The organism is Mesorhizobium sp. BR1-1-15, assembly GCF_020165475.1.
Taxonomy (GTDB): domain Bacteria; phylum Pseudomonadota; class Alphaproteobacteria; order Rhizobiales; family Rhizobiaceae; genus Mesorhizobium.
The window spans coordinates 266,253-281,082 of sequence record NZ_JAIUIF010000003.1 but is presented as its reverse complement, the minus strand read 5'-3'; the positions used below and the strand labels follow the sequence as shown (position 1 = coordinate 281,082).

General features: G+C 64.6%; 15 protein-coding genes. 8 read left to right on the top strand and 7 right to left on the bottom strand.

What is annotated here, in order from left to right:
- Positions 1 to 103: 103 nt before the first annotated feature.
- The 6 genes from LB541_RS07565 to LB541_RS07540 all read left to right on the top strand — a co-directional run bounded on the left by LB541_RS07565 (position 104) and on the right by LB541_RS07540 (position 6,686).
- Complete coding sequence (locus LB541_RS07565; RefSeq protein WP_140650142.1) at positions 104 to 2,524, top strand: glucan 1,4-alpha-glucosidase; 2,421 nt, start codon at positions 104 to 106, stop codon at positions 2,522 to 2,524.
- Positions 2,525 to 2,566: 42 nt separating this feature from the next.
- Entirely contained in the window at positions 2,567 to 3,583 is a 1,017-nt protein-coding gene (gnd, locus tag LB541_RS07560; protein ID WP_140492606.1) for a phosphogluconate dehydrogenase (NAD(+)-dependent, decarboxylating), read from the top strand.
- Between the two features lie 22 nt (positions 3,584 to 3,605).
- Positions 3,606 to 4,982 (top strand): glucose-6-phosphate dehydrogenase, encoded by a 1,377-nt coding sequence (gene zwf, locus LB541_RS07555; protein ID WP_140492609.1) that lies wholly within the window; start codon positions 3,606 to 3,608, stop codon positions 4,980 to 4,982.
- 16 nt (positions 4,983 to 4,998) lie between these two features.
- The gene (locus LB541_RS07550) at positions 4,999 to 5,703 is read left to right on the top strand and encodes an ROK family protein (RefSeq protein WP_140492612.1); all 705 of its coding nucleotides are present in this window, start codon (positions 4,999 to 5,001) and stop codon (positions 5,701 to 5,703) included.
- Positions 5,704 to 5,919: 216 nt separating this feature from the next.
- A complete protein-coding gene (locus LB541_RS07545) occupies positions 5,920 to 6,381 on the top strand; it encodes a MucR family transcriptional regulator (protein WP_140492615.1) in 462 nt (153 codons plus the stop codon).
- A 110-nt stretch (positions 6,382 to 6,491) separates the two neighbouring features.
- Positions 6,492 to 6,686 carry a hypothetical protein gene (locus tag LB541_RS07540; protein ID WP_224618118.1) on the top strand — a complete coding sequence of 65 codons (195 nt, stop codon included), beginning with the start codon at positions 6,492 to 6,494 and terminating at the stop codon, positions 6,684 to 6,686.
- A 41-nt stretch (positions 6,687 to 6,727) separates the two neighbouring features.
- On the opposite strand, the gene LB541_RS07535 is transcribed toward LB541_RS07540, so the two are convergent.
- The 3 genes from LB541_RS07535 to LB541_RS07525 are packed head-to-tail and all read right to left on the bottom strand — an operon-like array spanning position 6,728 to position 7,965.
- The gene (locus LB541_RS07535; RefSeq protein ID WP_140816392.1) at positions 6,728 to 7,135 is read right to left on the bottom strand and encodes a lysozyme inhibitor LprI family protein; all 408 of its coding nucleotides are present in this window, start codon (positions 7,133 to 7,135) and stop codon (positions 6,728 to 6,730) included.
- Between the two features lie 33 nt (positions 7,136 to 7,168).
- Complete coding sequence (locus LB541_RS07530; RefSeq protein WP_140554826.1) at positions 7,169 to 7,594, bottom strand: hypothetical protein; 426 nt, start codon at positions 7,592 to 7,594, stop codon at positions 7,169 to 7,171.
- 35 nt (positions 7,595 to 7,629) lie between these two features.
- The gene (locus LB541_RS07525; RefSeq protein WP_140625404.1) at positions 7,630 to 7,965 is read right to left on the bottom strand and encodes a hypothetical protein; all 336 of its coding nucleotides are present in this window, start codon (positions 7,963 to 7,965) and stop codon (positions 7,630 to 7,632) included.
- An 843-nt stretch (positions 7,966 to 8,808) separates the two neighbouring features.
- On the opposite strand from LB541_RS07525, the gene LB541_RS07520 reads away from it, so the two are divergent.
- Together LB541_RS07520 and LB541_RS07515 are read left to right on the top strand one after the other, a co-directional pair.
- Positions 8,809 to 10,047, top strand: a complete 1,239-nt coding sequence (locus LB541_RS07520; RefSeq protein WP_140580174.1) for an MFS transporter — start codon at positions 8,809 to 8,811, stop codon at positions 10,045 to 10,047.
- 85 nt (positions 10,048 to 10,132) lie between these two features.
- Positions 10,133 to 10,363: a hypothetical protein gene (locus tag LB541_RS07515; protein ID WP_140492627.1), complete on the top strand. Its 231-nt coding sequence runs from the start codon at positions 10,133 to 10,135 to the stop codon at positions 10,361 to 10,363.
- 21 nt (positions 10,364 to 10,384) lie between these two features.
- Here the strand turns inward: LB541_RS07515 and LB541_RS07510 are convergent, their stop codons facing one another.
- Genes LB541_RS07510 through LB541_RS07495 form a run of 4 tightly spaced genes read right to left on the bottom strand, consistent with a single transcriptional unit; the run spans position 10,385 to position 14,742 of the window.
- On the bottom strand, positions 10,385 to 11,122 hold the full coding sequence (locus LB541_RS07510) for a glutamine amidotransferase (RefSeq protein WP_411961444.1): 738 nt from the start codon (positions 11,120 to 11,122) through the stop codon (positions 10,385 to 10,387).
- Between the two features lie 13 nt (positions 11,123 to 11,135).
- Positions 11,136 to 11,615 carry a TerB family tellurite resistance protein gene (locus LB541_RS07505; RefSeq protein WP_140492633.1) on the bottom strand — a complete coding sequence of 160 codons (480 nt, stop codon included), beginning with the start codon at positions 11,613 to 11,615 and terminating at the stop codon, positions 11,136 to 11,138.
- A gap of 36 nt (positions 11,616 to 11,651) precedes the next feature.
- Positions 11,652 to 13,253, bottom strand: a complete 1,602-nt coding sequence (locus tag LB541_RS07500; RefSeq protein ID WP_140739134.1) for a heme biosynthesis protein HemY — start codon at positions 13,251 to 13,253, stop codon at positions 11,652 to 11,654.
- A 10-nt stretch (positions 13,254 to 13,263) separates the two neighbouring features.
- On the bottom strand, positions 13,264 to 14,742 hold the full coding sequence (locus LB541_RS07495) for a COG4223 family protein (protein ID WP_224618117.1): 1,479 nt from the start codon (positions 14,740 to 14,742) through the stop codon (positions 13,264 to 13,266).
- Positions 14,743 to 14,830: the final 88 nt, after the last annotated feature.

Here is a 14,830-nt window from a genome sequence, read left to right as displayed (position 1 = left end):
CTGTCAACTGCAATCCATAAGGAGCCGCCGATCACTTTGCGGTGCGATCATTGAAATAGCTTCGGTGGATGGGCTAGGCATGCGGGCAGGAGGCCGCAGACGCATGGCAGTGACGCCGATCGTTCCCCCGGGGGCTCCGGGAATTCCGGCGCGCTGGACGTCGAGCGCCAAAAGCGGCGTCGGCGCGGCGCTTTCGCCCTCGAGCCGCGTCTGGTTCACGCTCAGCCATGGCATCCTGAACGAGATCTATTATCCCGGTGTCGACAGTGCCTGCACGCGCGACCTCGGCTTGATCGTCACCGGCCCGAACGGATATTTCTCGGAAGAAAAGCGCGATGCCGCGCATGGCATCGAACTGTTCGAAGAAGGCGTGCCAGGCTACAGGCTGGTCAACACCGCTGATGACGGTGCCTACCGGATCGAGAAGCGCATCCTGGCCGACCCGGCGCGACCAACCTTGCTGCAGGAGATCACCTTCACGCCGCTCAAGGGCGCGCCGGGCGACGACTTCCGCGTCCACGCCTTGCTGGCGCCGCATCTGGTCAATGCCGGGATGGGCAACACCGCCTGGATCGGCGACCACGAGGGAGAGCCTGTGCTGTTCGCCTCGGGTCGCGGCACCTGCTTGGCGTTGGCCTCATCGCTGTCTTGGCGGAACTGCTCGGCCGGCTATGTCGGCGTCTCCGACGGCTGGCAGCAACTGCGCAACACCGGTCGGCTCGATCCAGCCTTTCAGCGAGCCGAGGACGGCAATGTCGCGCTGACCGGCGAAATCGGGTTTTCCGCCAACAGCACCAAAACGGTACTGGCGCTGGGCTTCGGGGCGACGTCCGAAGAGGCCGCTCGAAATGCCTTCGCCAGCCTCAGGCAGGGTTTCGCGGCGGCGGCGACGTCCTACGCCGAACAATGGCGCGAATGGCAGGCTGGCCTGCTGCGGCTGGACCGCCGTGGCGCGTCCGGAGTGAACAGCTACAGGATCTCCACCGCCGTGCTGGCGACGCATCGATCATCGACCCCGCGGGGTGCGGCGGTCGCCAGCCTGTCGATTCCGTGGGGCTTCGACAAGGGCGACGACGATCTCGGCGGCTACCATCTGATCTGGCCGCGCGATCTGGTCGAGACGGCGGGCGGCTTTCTCGCCGCCGGCGATGCCGCTTCGGCCCTGCAAACCCTCGACTATCTCTGCTCCATCCAGCAGCCGGATGGCCACTGGCCGCAGAACGCCTGGCTCGATGGGACAGCTTATTGGCCGGGCATCCAGATGGACGAATGCGCCTTTCCGCTGCTGCTGGCGGATGCGCTGCGGCGCCAGGGCCATTTGCCGCGCGCCAGGCTCTCTGGCTTCCTGCCGATGATCGAGCGCGCCGCAGCCTATGTCGTGCGCAATGGACCCGTCACCGGCGAGGACCGTTGGGAGGAGGATTCCGGTTACAGCCCGTTCACGCTCGCCGTTGAGATCGCGGCGCTGCTTGCCGCCGCGGATATGCTGGAGGCCTGCGGCAAGCAGGACGCAGCAAGCTATCTGCGCGAGACCGCCGACGGCTGGAACGACCAGGTCGAGCGCTGGACCTATGTCACCGGCACGGCAAGCTGCGAGGCGACCGGCGTCGCGGGTTACTATGTCCGCATCGCACCGCCCGACAGCGCCGAGGCCGGTTCGCCGAAGGACGGCTATGTGCCGATCAAAAACCGCCCGCCTGGCGATGCCGACCGGCCGGCGCAGGAAATCGTCAGCCCGGACGCATTGGCCCTGGTGCGCTTTGGCCTCAGGGCAGCCGACGATCCGCGCATCGTCGACACGGTCAAGGTCATCGACGCGCAGCTGCGCCGGCAACTGCCGCAGGGGCCGCTCTGGTATCGCTACACCGGCGACGGCTATGGCGAGCATGAGGACGGCGCGCCATTCGACGGCACCGGCCAGGGCCGCCCCTGGCCGTTGCTCGCCGGCGAACGGGCCCATTACGAGCTGGCGGCCGGACGCAAGGACAAGGCGACCTCGCTGCTGGCGGCAATGGAGGGCTCGTCCGGACCGGGCGGCCTGTTGCCGGAGCAGATCTGGGACGGCGCCGACCTCCCCGAGCGCGAACTGCTGCATGGCAAGCCCTCGGGCAGCGCCATGCCGCTGGTCTGGGCGCATTCCGAACATATCAAGCTGCTGCGCTCGCTGCGCGACGGCGCGGTGTTCGACATGCCGCCCCAAGGCGTCGAACGCTATATCGACAATAGGACCGTCTCGCCGTTCCGGACATGGCGCTTCAACAACAAGATCCGTTCCATGCCGGCCGGCAAGACAATGCGCGTCGAGCTTTTGGCGAAGGCAACCGTTCATTGGAGCGTCGACAATTGGGCGACCGTGCATGACAGCGCGACCAGCGAGAATGCCTTCGGCGTCCATGTTGCTGATCTGCCGGTCGCCGGCCTGCCCGAGGGGAGCACGCTGATCTTCACTTTTTTCTGGCCCGGCAGCGGCGATTGGGAGAATGTCGACTTCTCCGTCATCATTGGTGAACAGGACAGACTGTAGATCCTTCCCGGCAGATCCTCTTCAAGACACAAGGATGAGACCATGCAGATCGGAATGATGGGACTGGGCCGAATGGGCGCCAACATGGTCCGGCGCCTGATGCGTGACGGCCACGAATGCGTCGTCTACGACATCAACCCGGCAAGCGTCGCGGCCCTGGTCGGCGACGGCGCCTCGGGGGCTGCATCGATGGCGGAATTCGTCGGCAAGCTCGCCAAGCCGCGCTGCGTGTGGCTGATGCTGCCTGCGGCCATCACCGGCAAGATCGTCGATCAGGTGGCGGCGCTGATGGAACCCGGCGACATCATCATCGACGGCGGCAATTCCTACTATCACGACGACGTCGACCGGGCCGCCAAGCTCGCCGCCAAAGGCCTCAACTATGTCGATGTCGGCACCAGCGGCGGCGTCTGGGGCCTGGATCGCGGCTACTGCCTGATGATCGGCGGGCCCGATGACGCGGTCCGGCATCTCGATTCGGTCTTCGCCACGCTGGCGCCCGGCGCGGATGCGGGTGCGCCCGCTCCCGACAAGACGGCCGGCACGGCGCCCTTCGGCTATCTGCATTGTGGCCCGAGCGGCGCCGGCCACTTCGTCAAGATGGTCCATAACGGCATCGAGTACGGCGTCATGGCCGCCTATGCCGAAGGCATGAATATTCTCAAGGCCGGCAATGCCGGCAAGGTCAAGCGCGAGGCCGATGCCGAGACCAGCCCGTTGCAGAACCCCGAATACTACCAGTTTGACATCGACCTTGCCGAGGTGGCCGAGGTCTGGCGGCATGGCAGCGTCATCGGCTCGTGGCTGCTTGATCTCACCGCCGGCGCGTTGAAGAGCGATCCCGGCCTGACCCAGTTTGGCGGCCGGGTGTCCGATTCCGGCGAAGGCCGCTGGACCCTGAAAGCGGCCATCGACACCGGCGTGCCGGCGCCGGTGCTGTCCTCGGCCCTCTTCGACCGCTTCTCCTCGCAAGGCGAATCCGAATTCGCCGACAAGCTCTTGTCGGCCATGCGCTATGCATTCGGCGGCCATGTCGAAAAACCGAAGGCCGGCAAGTGACGGCGGCAGGGGAGACGCGCTCATGAGCCCGGAACGGTCCGATACGCTGGTGCTCTTCGGGGCGACCGGCGACCTCGCCCACAAGAAGATATTTCCTTCCCTCTATGCCATGGTCGCCAAGGGAACGCTTACCGAACCGGTGATCGGCGTCGCCTTCGACGCCTGGGATTTGAGGAAATTGCAGGACCGCGCGCGCGACGGCATCGTCAATACGCTCGGCAAGATCGACGAGAAGGTGTTCGCCAAGCTCGCTTCGCTGCTGCGCTATGTCAGCGGCGACTATCGCGACCCGGCCACGTTCGAGAAACTGAAGAGCGCGCTGGGCACCGCCCAGCGGCCGCTGCACTACATGGCGGTGCCGCCGACCATGTTCGAGACGGTGGTCCAGGGCCTGGAGCAATCGGGCACGGCGCGCGGCGCGCGGCTGATGGTGGAAAAGCCCTTCGGCCATGACCTGCAATCGGCGCGCTGGCTGAACCGAGTGCTGCATCTGGTGTTCGACGAACAGTCGATCTTCCGCATCGATCACTATCTCGGCAAGGAGGCGATCCAGAACCTGCTCTATTTCCGCTTCGCCAATTCCTTCCTGGAACCGATCTGGAACCGCAATTTCGTCGAGAGCGTGCAGATCACCATGGCCGAGGATTTCGGCATCGATGGGCGCGGCCGCTTCTATGACGAGGTCGGCTGCGTCAGGGACGTCATCGAGAACCATCTGCTCAACATCCTCCTGCTGCTGGCGATGGAACCGCCGGTCGGCCGTTCCGCCGACGACCTGATCGACGAGAAGGTGCAGGTGCTGCGCGCGATCCGCACCCTGACCAAGGACGATATCGTGCGTGGCCAATTCGACGGCTATCTCGCCGAGCCCGGCGTGGCGCCCAACTCGCCGGTCGAAACCTTCGCGGCGGTGCGCTTCCTCGTCGACACCTGGCGCTGGCGGGACGTGCCGTTCTTCATCCGCGCCGGCAAGAACATGCCGGTGCATGCCACGGAGGTGATCGTGCGGCTGAAGCGGCCGCCGCTCGATGTCTTCGACCCGATTAAGCCGAACGACGCCAACTATGTGCGCTTCCGCATCGACCCGCAGGTGGCGATCTCGATCGGCGCCCAGCGCAAGGCAGCGGGCGACGACATGGTCGGCGAACAGGTCGAACTGACGGCGCTCGACGACAGCAAGGGCGATATGCCGCCCTATGAACGGCTGATCGGCGATGCCATGAACGGCAATGGCCAGCTTTTTACCCGCCAGGACGCCAGCGAACTTGCCTGGCGCATCGTCGGGCCGGTCCTCGGCGACACCACGCCGCCGCATCTTTATGAACCGAAGACCTGGGGGCCGGCAGCCGCCATGAACGGCTTCGGGCCGCCGAACGGCTGGATCAATCCATCGAAATAGGCTGGGAGAGGGCAGCATGGCCAGGACGGCAAGGCCGAAAGCGGCGAGCGGCGATCCGATCGTGCTGTCGATCGACATAGGCGGCTCGCACGTCAAGATCCTCACCAGCTCAGGCGGTGCTGAGCGCCGCGCCGATTCCGGGCCGGACCTGAGGCCCCAGCAGATGATCGATGCGGTGAAGGCGCTGGCCGACGGACTGTCCTACGACGTCATCTCGATGGGCTATCCCGGCCCGGTGCATCACAACAGGCCCTTGTTCGATCCCGCCAATCTCGGCAAGGGCTGGGCCGGCTTCGACTTCGCCGCGCAGTTCGGCAAACCGGTCAAGGTGGTCAACGACGCGCTGATGCAGGCCATCGGCAGCTATGAAGGCGGTCGCATGCTGTTCCTGGGGTTGGGAACCGGCCTGGGTGCGGCGATGATCGTCGACAACGTCGCCCAACCGATGGAACTCGCCCATCTTCCCTATAAGAAGGGCAAGAGCTTCGAGGACTATGTCGGTGAGCGCGGCCTGATAAAACGCGGCAAGAAGAAATGGCGAAAATCCGTTTTCGACGTCGTCGACCGGCTGCGCGCCGCCATGCAGCCCGATTATGTCGTCATCGGCGGCGGCAATGTCGACAAGCTCGGCGATTTGCCCGCCGACAGCAGGCGCGGCGACAACACACGCGCCTTCGAAGGCGGATTTCGTCTGTGGCGAGACAAGGCCCTGATCGTCTGATAGTATTACAGTTCAGTATAGTTATTCAAAATAATGTGTGACGCGGGGCCAAGTCGTTGCATTGCGCAGATTTGCCGACTAGGAATTCCGGCGCACTACATCGCGACGAACCGCGAGGGACGTGCAAAGACGCCGCCGCACTTTAACTTTGCGCATCATCCCATCCGAAACTGTGCCGATTTCGGGCCCCATACGCCATAGACGGAGGAAAATAGATTGACCGACGACAGCAACGACGCTCGCAAGGATATCGACCTTCTCGAGCTGACCGCCCATATCGTGTCGGCTTACGTCGAGAAGAACCGCCTGCCCGCCTCCGGCCTGGCCGACCTCATCGCCAGCGTCAGCGCTTCGATCAGCGGGCTCGGCCAGCCGGCCGTACCCGTGGCGGCGCCGCTCGTGCCGGCGGTCAATCCCAAGAAGTCGGTGACGCCGGATTTCATCATCTGCCTGGAGGACGGCAAGAAGTTCAAATCGCTGAAGCGTCATCTGGGCGTGCATTTCGGCCTGACGCCGGACGCCTACCGCGCCAAATGGGGCTTGCCGTCGGACTATCCGATGGTCGCTCCCAATTACGCGGCCTCGCGTTCGGAACTGGCTAAGTCGATCGGTCTCGGCCGCAAGGCCGTCGCCCCGAAAGCGCCGGCCAGGGGCAGGAAAGCCAAGGTCTCGGCCTGAGCGCGCATTCCGGCGCTGAGCCAATGGTTTGATTGAGGCCTGCCGGCGGTCCGTCTTGGCAGGCTTCATGCTTTTGTGGCTTGGATGTGCAGACAGGCCTTGGGAAAGCCATGAACTACACCAGGCTGGTGATCGAGAAAGAGGCGCCGCAGGAATACGGCTACGACCGCATCCGTTACAATCTCTCCGAAATTCGATCGCCGACCAGAAGCTATTCGACCTCGGCCTGTCGCTGCCCGATCTTGCGCTCTTCCACGGCGAGCGCGCAATTGCAGGGGGGCTCGACGCCATCTCCGCCGCGCTGAGGGAATGATTTTCCACCCCGCCTGCAGGCAGGCAGGAAAGCTCAGTTCGCTGCCGGAACGGAACAGCTCAGATCGCCTTCCTTGCAGTTCAGGTAACCGTCGAAATCCTTGACCCGGGATTGCGTCAGGCCATCCATGCACATCGAGAGGAGCATGGGGACCACGCTGCCTCCGGCCGCTCCCGCGGTCTGGAAATTGCACTCAGCGTCGCGGAACTTGATCCAATCCTGCTGCGCTTGGACAAGAAGCTTCTTGGTATCCGCGTCGTCCTTCAGGCGGGTTTCGATCTGCTTGTAAAGTTCGTTGAGCTTCTTGTCGGATTTCCTGAACGAAGCATCGGCGCACTGGTTCATGGTGGCCTGATCCTTGGCGCCGGCGCACTTGTCCTTGGCAAAAGCGAAAGCCGGCATGGCCAGAACCACGGCGGTGGTCAGAATTGCGGTTTTCATTGGTCTCGTCCTCTTTGCAGGTGAGCGGCATCGTCATTCCGTAACGGTTTCGGCGAAGCACCTGGCCAGCTTTTCCGGTGCTCCAAGCTTCTTCGCCCAGGATACCAGTCCAGGCTTTTCCGATGGATCGGCATAGCCGCCCCATACGTCACGAAACTGCTTCTTTCCGTCGACGGTCTGGAAGAACATCACGCCGTCATCGCTCACAGGCGTGGAGACATAAGCGGCGCTCCAGTTGCCGCTTTCCAAGATGGTGATGAACTTGGCGCGGGCGGGCTTGAACTTATTGTCCATCGCCGAAGCGACGAGCGGTGCATATTCCTGTTTGCGCGCCTTCGTCACTTCGACCTTGACGCCGTCGCAGGCATCGTTCGCGAAAGCAGATGTCGGTATCAACCCCGCCAGCCCGATCATGACGATTTTGGCGTGCCGTCGAACCAAGTCGCCGAATTCAGACATAGGTGGTTTTCCTCTTCCTTTGCGGAGTGTGGCTGTCAGTCGGAATCGTCGTCACCCGATGAATTGTCATCGTCAGGCGCATCGACCTGGCAGCCAATGCCATTGCACCCCTGATAGTTGCCCTGCGTATCGAAGTTTGGATTGCCTTGCCTGTCGTATTGCGGCCTGTCGTCGATGCTTTGATCCCCATCGCCAGGGTCATCGACTTTGCATCCGATCCCATGGCAGCCAATGTATCTGCCTCGCGTATCGAAATTGGGATTGCCTTGCTTGTCGTATTGCGGCCTGGTGTCGATGGTCTGATCGTCGGTGGTGCAGCCGGCGACCGCCAGTAAAACACTGGCGATGACCGAATAGACTATATGTTTCACGGTTTATTCTCCTCGCTCCCCGGCGGCAGCGATTCATCCGTCGATCGGGGGACGATCCGAAGAGGACAAAAGCTTCGCGGACCACGAAACGCCCGGGCTGTGGTCCAGGCATTCGACGACTTTGCTGCCGGCTGTCGCAATTCCTCAAGTCGAGGGGAACGCTCCCAGCGGGAGCCGCCTTGGCGAATGTCCATTTCCCTCTCCATGCCTAGCGCCCATCCGCCCAAGCATGCCAACGATCCGCCGGCGCGGTTGATGTATCCATAGGTTGTAGCCGATGTCGCCGGCTAGCAAGGGAAAATTGCCAGATCTTGAGTTCTGTTTTGAGAATGCTTAATAACCCAGTAAGCACCCTGCTTGATTTAGCAAGTACTTAAATATGATTGACAGAAAGGCTCCAGCAAAAAGATTGCTGGGTTACGCCTACGCTTTTCGACTATTCCAGCATAAAATGGTCTATTATTCCAATTCACAAGGGACGACGATATATAAGGGTGGAGTTACGCTCGACATTATCGCCAGAACCCCAATGTATTGGTAGGTTTCGGCCAGGCCAGTGGGCAGGCCGAAAGAATGCTGCTCACGGATCGGCTTTCAAGGTTATCGCGTGCACGATGGGGGGGCATGCGGTCTTCGAGACACCCGATAGGCTTTCCTGTCCCGCCGGGTCTTGGCGGGTGAGTTTCGTGTGCGTTCGATGGAACACGTCAGAAAATCCTTGATCCAGAACCTGTTTTTTGCGCGCGTCATACGTCGAACTGGGCTAAAGGGCTCCCCGGCCGGACCAGCGTCCATCGTGGAAGTGCCCCGCCGGCCTCCATCCTTCTAACGGGGCCTCGTTCCATGACCTCCGAACAGATATCACCGGACCAGCGCTATGCCGCGTTCCGCCATCGCTCCTTCCTGAGCTATTGGGCGGCGCGCTTCCTCACCACATTCGCCACCATGATCGTGTCCGTCGCGGTCGGCTGGCAGATGTACGATCTGACCCGCGACCCGCTCGATCTCGGGCTTGTCGGCATCGTCCAGTTCCTGCCTGCGCTGCTCCTGGTGCTGGTCACGGGGGTCGTTGCCGACCGTTTCGGCCGCCGGCTGATCATGGCGCTGGCGGTGCTGCTCGAGGCGATCTGCGCGCTCGCGCTGCTCATCCTGACCCTGCGCGGCATCAGTGGCCCGCTGCCAATCTTCATCGTGCTCGCCATGTTCGGCATCGCCCGCGCCTTCTTCGGACCGGCCTCGTCGTCGCTGTTCGCCAATCTGGTGCCGCCCCGGGATTTCGCCAACGCCATTGCCTGGAACTCGTCGGCCTGGCAGACGGCGACCATCGTCGGGCCGGTCGCCGGCGGCCTTCTCTACGGCGTATCGGCCGAGGTGGCCTATGGCACGGCCACGGCGCTGATGCTCGTCGCCGGGCTGCTGATCTTCACCATACCGAGGCCGGCACAGCGCAGCGAGACCGACAAGCCGACCATGCAGACCCTGTTCGCCGGCTTCGGTTACATCTGGGGCGAGAAGATCGTGCTTGGCGCCATCTCGCTCGATCTCTTCGCCGTGCTCCTGTCCGGCGCCTCGGCGCTGCTGCCGATCTATGCCCGCGACATATTGCAACTCGGTCCCTGGGGACTTGGTTTGCTGCGCTCGGCGCCAGGGGTGGGTGCCATCTGTGTCGCCATCTGGCTCGCTGGTCATCCTATCCGCAACCACGCGGGCCTGATCATGCTCGGCTTCGTGGCCGCGTTCGGCGCCTTTACGGTGCTGTTCGGCCTGTCGACCATCGCCTGGCTGTCGATCCTGGCATTGGCCTTCCTCGGCGCCACCGACATGTTCAGCGTCTACATCAGGGAAACCTTGATCCAGCTCTGGACCCCCGATCATGTCCGCGGCCGCGTCAACGCCGTCAATCAGGTCTTCGTCGGCGCCTCCAACGAGCTCGGCGAATTCCGCGCCGGCACCATGGCGGCGCTGATCGGCACGGTGCCGGCCGTCGTCATCGGCGGCGTCGGCGCCATCGCCGTTGCCGGCCTGTGGGCCTACCTGTTCCCGGCGCTCCGAAGGGTGCGGCACCTCAATGGACGAAACTGACGGGGCATCGAATTCAGGTCCACCGGTATCGGCGGGCTGCGAATCCGTGCTAAGCCGCCGCCCGACCAACCAAAGGACGATACCTGTGAGCGAACCGACCGTGGCTGAGGCAACCGAGAGTATCTATGTGTCGCTGCGGGCCGACAATGCCGATCTCGACGCCCATATCGCGACGCTTAAGGCAGCGCTGGCACGAGAGGGGATGAAGCAGGCGGTGTTCGATCCCACCAAACTGGCGCAGAACAACCGCTCGGGCCGCAAATTGATGCAGGCTTATTTTCGTCAGCGCGGCGTGAGCGTGACGTTTTCGAACTAGCAGGCGTTAAACGACCCGCCATCAGGGGATGGTTGTGCCGCGACCGCGCCGTCGGCCGCCGAAAATCAGCACCAGGAACTCGTCCAGCCAGCGCTTGAGGTGCATGTCCCAGATCAGCCTGCCGCCGAGATGGTCGCGGCCGGGCTGGGCGCCCGGCAATTCGAAGCGGTGCGCGCCGCGCACCACCCAGCGCTGCATCATCAGCCTGGTCAATTCGCCGTGGAACTGGATGCCCCAGGCATTGTCGCGGTAGCGGAAAGCCTGGTTGGGATAGGTCTCGGCGGTCGCCAGCAAGGTCGCGTCGCTGGGCAGCGAAAAACCTTCGCGGTGGAACTGATAGACCATTTCCGGCCAGCGCATCAGTTTCTGGCCCGCTTCCGTCGCCTTCAACGGATACCAGCCGATCTCGACAAGCCCTTCGCCATGCCCCTCGACCTTGCCGCCCAAATGGTTGACCAGCATCTGCGCGCCAAGGCAGATGCCCAGCAGCGGCCGGTTCTCGCGCAGCGGAACCTCAAGCCACTCGGTCTCGCGGCGGACGAACTCGTCCTCGTCATTGGCGCTCATCGGCCCGCCGAACACCACGGCCCCGGCATGGCCGTCGAGCGTCTCTGGCAAGGGATCGCCAAGCGGCGGGCGGCGGATGTCGAGATCGAAGCCCTCTTCGAGAAGCATGTGGCCGACGCGCCCGGGGCTCGAATTCTCCTGATGCAGCACGATCAGGATTCTCGGCTTCGAACGCGGCGGCATCGGCGGCATCGGCGGATGGATCCTATTCGTCGCTCGACGTTCCACGGGCCCCCGGCGCCGCGGCCGCCGCCTTGCGGCGCGCCTCGATGCGATCCTGGCGTTCGACGCCGATCAGCTCGGCAACGCGCCAGACCGTGTTGTCTTCCAACTCGTGCAGCTCGCCATCGGCATAGACGATCTCCCACATCAGGCCGATGAAAGCCTTGCGGCCTTCGGCATCGAGGTGGCGCTTCAGCACGCTGGTGAAGGCATAGAGGTCGATCGCCTCGTTGTCGGCGCGCTCGCCGGCGGCGGCCAGCGCGTCGAGCTCGTTGCCGCTGACCGAATAGGCCTGCGCCAGCACTGCCTTGAACCGTTCCCACTCGACGTCCTGGCGCACGCCGTCGGCGCTCATCACGTGGTAGAGCAGCGCCGAGGCTGCCACGCGCGGATCATCGGCGCTGGCGCGGGCGCCGGTGCCGGTCGGCAAATCCCTCAGAAACGACAAAACGCGTTCGAACATCGATCCATTCCCAAACGGCCGGGCCACCCAGCCAACTCAAAACAACCGGAACCGGCGCGGCGACTTTTCCGCCGCATCGTCCGGATCGACGCCGGGATCGTCCGGCAGGCGTGCCAGTTCCTGCGCCGGTTCGACGGCCTCGGCATCGGCGGGCACCGCGGCGAAAGCCTGCGCCGTCACCGGCCTGACGTGGTCCTGATCGTTCTCGGCCTGCTTGCCGGCCGTCTCGCCGCCCGGGCCAGCGTGATCGATCACCTCGACCGACTCTTCCTGCGCCGGCCTGCCCGGCGCCTCGATCGCCACCGCCGGGGCGTCCGGCGCATCGTCACGGCTGTCGATCAGCTGGCCGAGACGCTCCATCGGGGCGCGCCACTCGAAGGCGTCAAGCCGGCCGGTGACCGGCGATACCGGCGCCCAGCGCTCCGAGACGACGCCGTCGGCGACCCAGGCCGGGTCGCGCGGCGCCCGCACCGCCTTGGACAAGAGCTGTCGCACCTTGCCCTGGTCGCCCGTCTCGGCTTCTTCGATGTCGGCCAAAAGCAGATAGGCGCCCTCGCGGCGGTCCATCCGGATCGCCGCCTCGGCTTCGCGGCGGGCAGTCGCAAAATCCTGTGCATCGAGCGCGGCGCGCGCCACCGTCATCGAGGATTCGGCGTGGTTCTTCCTCATCTCCTGCAATTTCTTCGCCCGGTTGAGGCGATCGAGCACGGCGTCACCTGGCCTTGCATGGGTATAGAGCTCCGCTATCTCCGGATGCGGTTCGGCCCTCCAGGCCGTCTCGAGGATCTTCGAGCCCTTGCGCACGTCGTTTTGGCGAAACAGCAGCGTCGCAGCCGCGACCGCGGCCGGCGCGAACTCCGGCTGCAGCCGATTGGCCTCTATCGCCGCCGTGCGGGCGGCTGCGGGATCGCTGTCGGCGAGTGACTGCGCCTTGGCGGTCAACAGCACGGCGCGTCGGCGGTTGGCGGCGTCACGTTCGATCTGGCGGGTCGCCTTCTGCGCCTCGACCAGCTTCAGCGCGCCGTCCCAGTCGCCGCGCCCGGTCAGCTCTTCAAGCGTCGATTCGGCCGCCCAGGCCAGTTGCGGCGCCATGCCGGCGGCGCGCCCGGCATAGTGCCTGGCGGCATTGCGGTCCCCCAGGCGCTCGGCTTCGAGATAAAGCCCGCGCAGGCCGAGCAGCCGCATTTCGGGATCGTCGAGCATGCTCTCGAATTTCTGGCGCGCGCCTTCGTGGTCGCCTTCGAGCAGCGAAGCCTGGGCCTCGAGCAGATGGATCAATGGCTCCTGGTCGGAGCGGATCAGCTTGGCCGCTTCCTTGGTCTTCTTGCGGGCCAGCGCGCCGTCGCCGGCGCCGGCGGCGATCATGCCAGTCGACAGCGCCTGATAACCGCGGTCGCGGCGCCGCACCCGGAAATAGCGCGAAATGGTGTAGGGGCTGTTCCAGACCGACTTGATCAGCCACCACAGGATCATCACCGCCGCGACGACAGCGACCACCGCCACCGCCGCCACCATCAGGCTGACCTGATACTGGTAGCCGTTGAAGGTGATGACCATGTCACCCGGCCGGTCCGCCAGCCAGGCAAAGCCTAGGCCCAGCGCGAAGACGACGGCGAGGAAGAGCAGGATTCGGATCATCGCCAGTTCCTCACGCCTTCATCGCGCCTGATATCAGCGCATCGATCAGCGTCTCGACCTCGATGCGTGCCTTCAGCTTGCCGGCAAAATCGGCGCCGGCCGCCTTTGCAGGCGCGGGCAGCGTCTCATATTCGGTGAGCGCCTTGGCATAGTCGCCCTGATTGACCGCCACCTCCATGCGCGCAATGGTTTCCGGCGCGCCGGCGCCCTGGACAGCGCCGATCGGCCGGACCTTGACCAGCGATTCGGCGCTCGACAGAAGGTTCTGCAGCAGCCCGGCATTTTCGTCGACCGGCGTGGCCGCCGCGACCATGGCGTTGGCGGCGGCATCCATCTGCGATGCGATCTCGGTGCGGGTCTGGACGCCCTTTTGCGCGTAGGCACGCAGAGCCACAAGCTGCGGCGCGTCCGGCGCGATCGCGGCGAAGGTCTCAAGCTCGGCACCAAACGGCGCGCCACGGTCGAGCGCCGCCTTCAGTGCCGAAGCGGCGATGGCGAGCGCGACCTTCGGCTGTCCGGCCTGCGCCTCGACTTTCCCAGAAAGCTGCGACACCGACTGCTCCAGCGCGGTGAGCCGACTGTCCTGCTTCGCCGCCGCCTCGCCGGCCGATTTCACCAGCGCATCGAGGCCGGCCACCCTTTCATTGAGCGGACCGAGATCGACTGGGGCCGAGTTGCCGGCCTTACCGAGCGCCGTAACCGCCGTCTCGATCTGCCTGACCTTGTCGCCAAGCGCGGCCAGCCCGGCATTGTCGCCCGCTCCGCCTTGCTCGACCGCCGATTTGAGCGCTGCGACATCCGTCCTGACCTGATCCAACGCCGCGGACAACCCGTCGACCTTGGCCGACGCACCGCCGTCGCCGGCTTGCCTCAGATCCGCGATCTCGGTTCTGAGCGCGCCGATTTCGCCGTTGACGCCTTCGAGCGAGACGCTGGGAGCGGACCCCGGCGCGCCGAGCAGGCCGGCGAACTGCAATCCGCCGGCGCCGACCAGTGCGATGACACCGCCGATGATGCCGGCCGCGATGCCGTTGACCCGCTTCGGCGGCGGTGCGGATGCGGTTTTCCCGTTCCCCGCCGAGGCGCCGGTCACCCGCCCGGCCGGTTCAGGTTCGGCGCGCTTCGCCGAAGCGTCCTCGAAACTGTAGTCGAAGGCGCCGGCCTTGCCAGCGGCGTCCTCCGGGGAACCGGGGTAGGCTGCCGCCGGTTCGTCCGCCTTGGCGGCGCTTTCCGCGGATCGTTCCGATCGGGGCGCTGTCGCCTCGGCGTGCTCCCAGGGTTCTAGATCGGTCTGGTCGGCGTGCACAGGCTCTTCGGGCGCCTCCGGCTGCGAGGCGTTCGCGGCTTCCTCCGCCTTGGCCTCATCGGTTTGCGCCCCGGCCCTGGCGGCATTCTCGTCGGCGATGCGGGAAACGGCGCCGGGCTCAAGTTCGATGGTCACCGGCTCGCGGCGGCTTTTCGAATGTCGCATCTTCGGCGTCTTCACCATGCTTGGGCTCCGCAAATTCGCTTGGGGATGGTTCAAAGAGGGTCTAGCACATCACCAAGCGGTGAAAAGGGGCGGTGTGATGACGCGG

Coding starts and splice junctions, on each gene's coding strand:
- LB541_RS07565 (WP_140650142.1), top strand. CDS start 104: ATGGCAGTGACGCCGATCGTTCCCCCGGGGGCTCCGGGAATTCCGGCG.
- gnd (WP_140492606.1), top strand. CDS start 2,567: ATGCAGATCGGAATGATGGGACTGGGCCGAATGGGCGCCAACATGGTC.
- zwf (WP_140492609.1), top strand. CDS start 3,606: ATGAGCCCGGAACGGTCCGATACGCTGGTGCTCTTCGGGGCGACCGGC.
- LB541_RS07550 (WP_140492612.1), top strand. CDS start 4,999: ATGGCCAGGACGGCAAGGCCGAAAGCGGCGAGCGGCGATCCGATCGTG.
- LB541_RS07540 (WP_224618118.1), top strand. CDS start 6,492: ATGAACTACACCAGGCTGGTGATCGAGAAAGAGGCGCCGCAGGAATAC.
- LB541_RS07535 (WP_140816392.1), bottom strand. CDS start 7,135: ATGAAAACCGCAATTCTGACCACCGCCGTGGTTCTGGCCATGCCGGCT.
- LB541_RS07530 (WP_140554826.1), bottom strand. CDS start 7,594: ATGTCTGAATTCGGCGACTTGGTTCGACGGCACGCCAAAATCGTCATG.
- LB541_RS07520 (WP_140580174.1), top strand. CDS start 8,809: ATGACCTCCGAACAGATATCACCGGACCAGCGCTATGCCGCGTTCCGC.
- LB541_RS07510 (WP_411961444.1), bottom strand. CDS start 11,122: ATGCCGCCGATGCCGCCGCGTTCGAAGCCGAGAATCCTGATCGTGCTG.
- LB541_RS07505 (WP_140492633.1), bottom strand. CDS start 11,615: ATGTTCGAACGCGTTTTGTCGTTTCTGAGGGATTTGCCGACCGGCACC.
- LB541_RS07500 (WP_140739134.1), bottom strand. CDS start 13,253: ATGATCCGAATCCTGCTCTTCCTCGCCGTCGTCTTCGCGCTGGGCCTA.
- LB541_RS07495 (WP_224618117.1), bottom strand. CDS start 14,742: ATGGTGAAGACGCCGAAGATGCGACATTCGAAAAGCCGCCGCGAGCCG.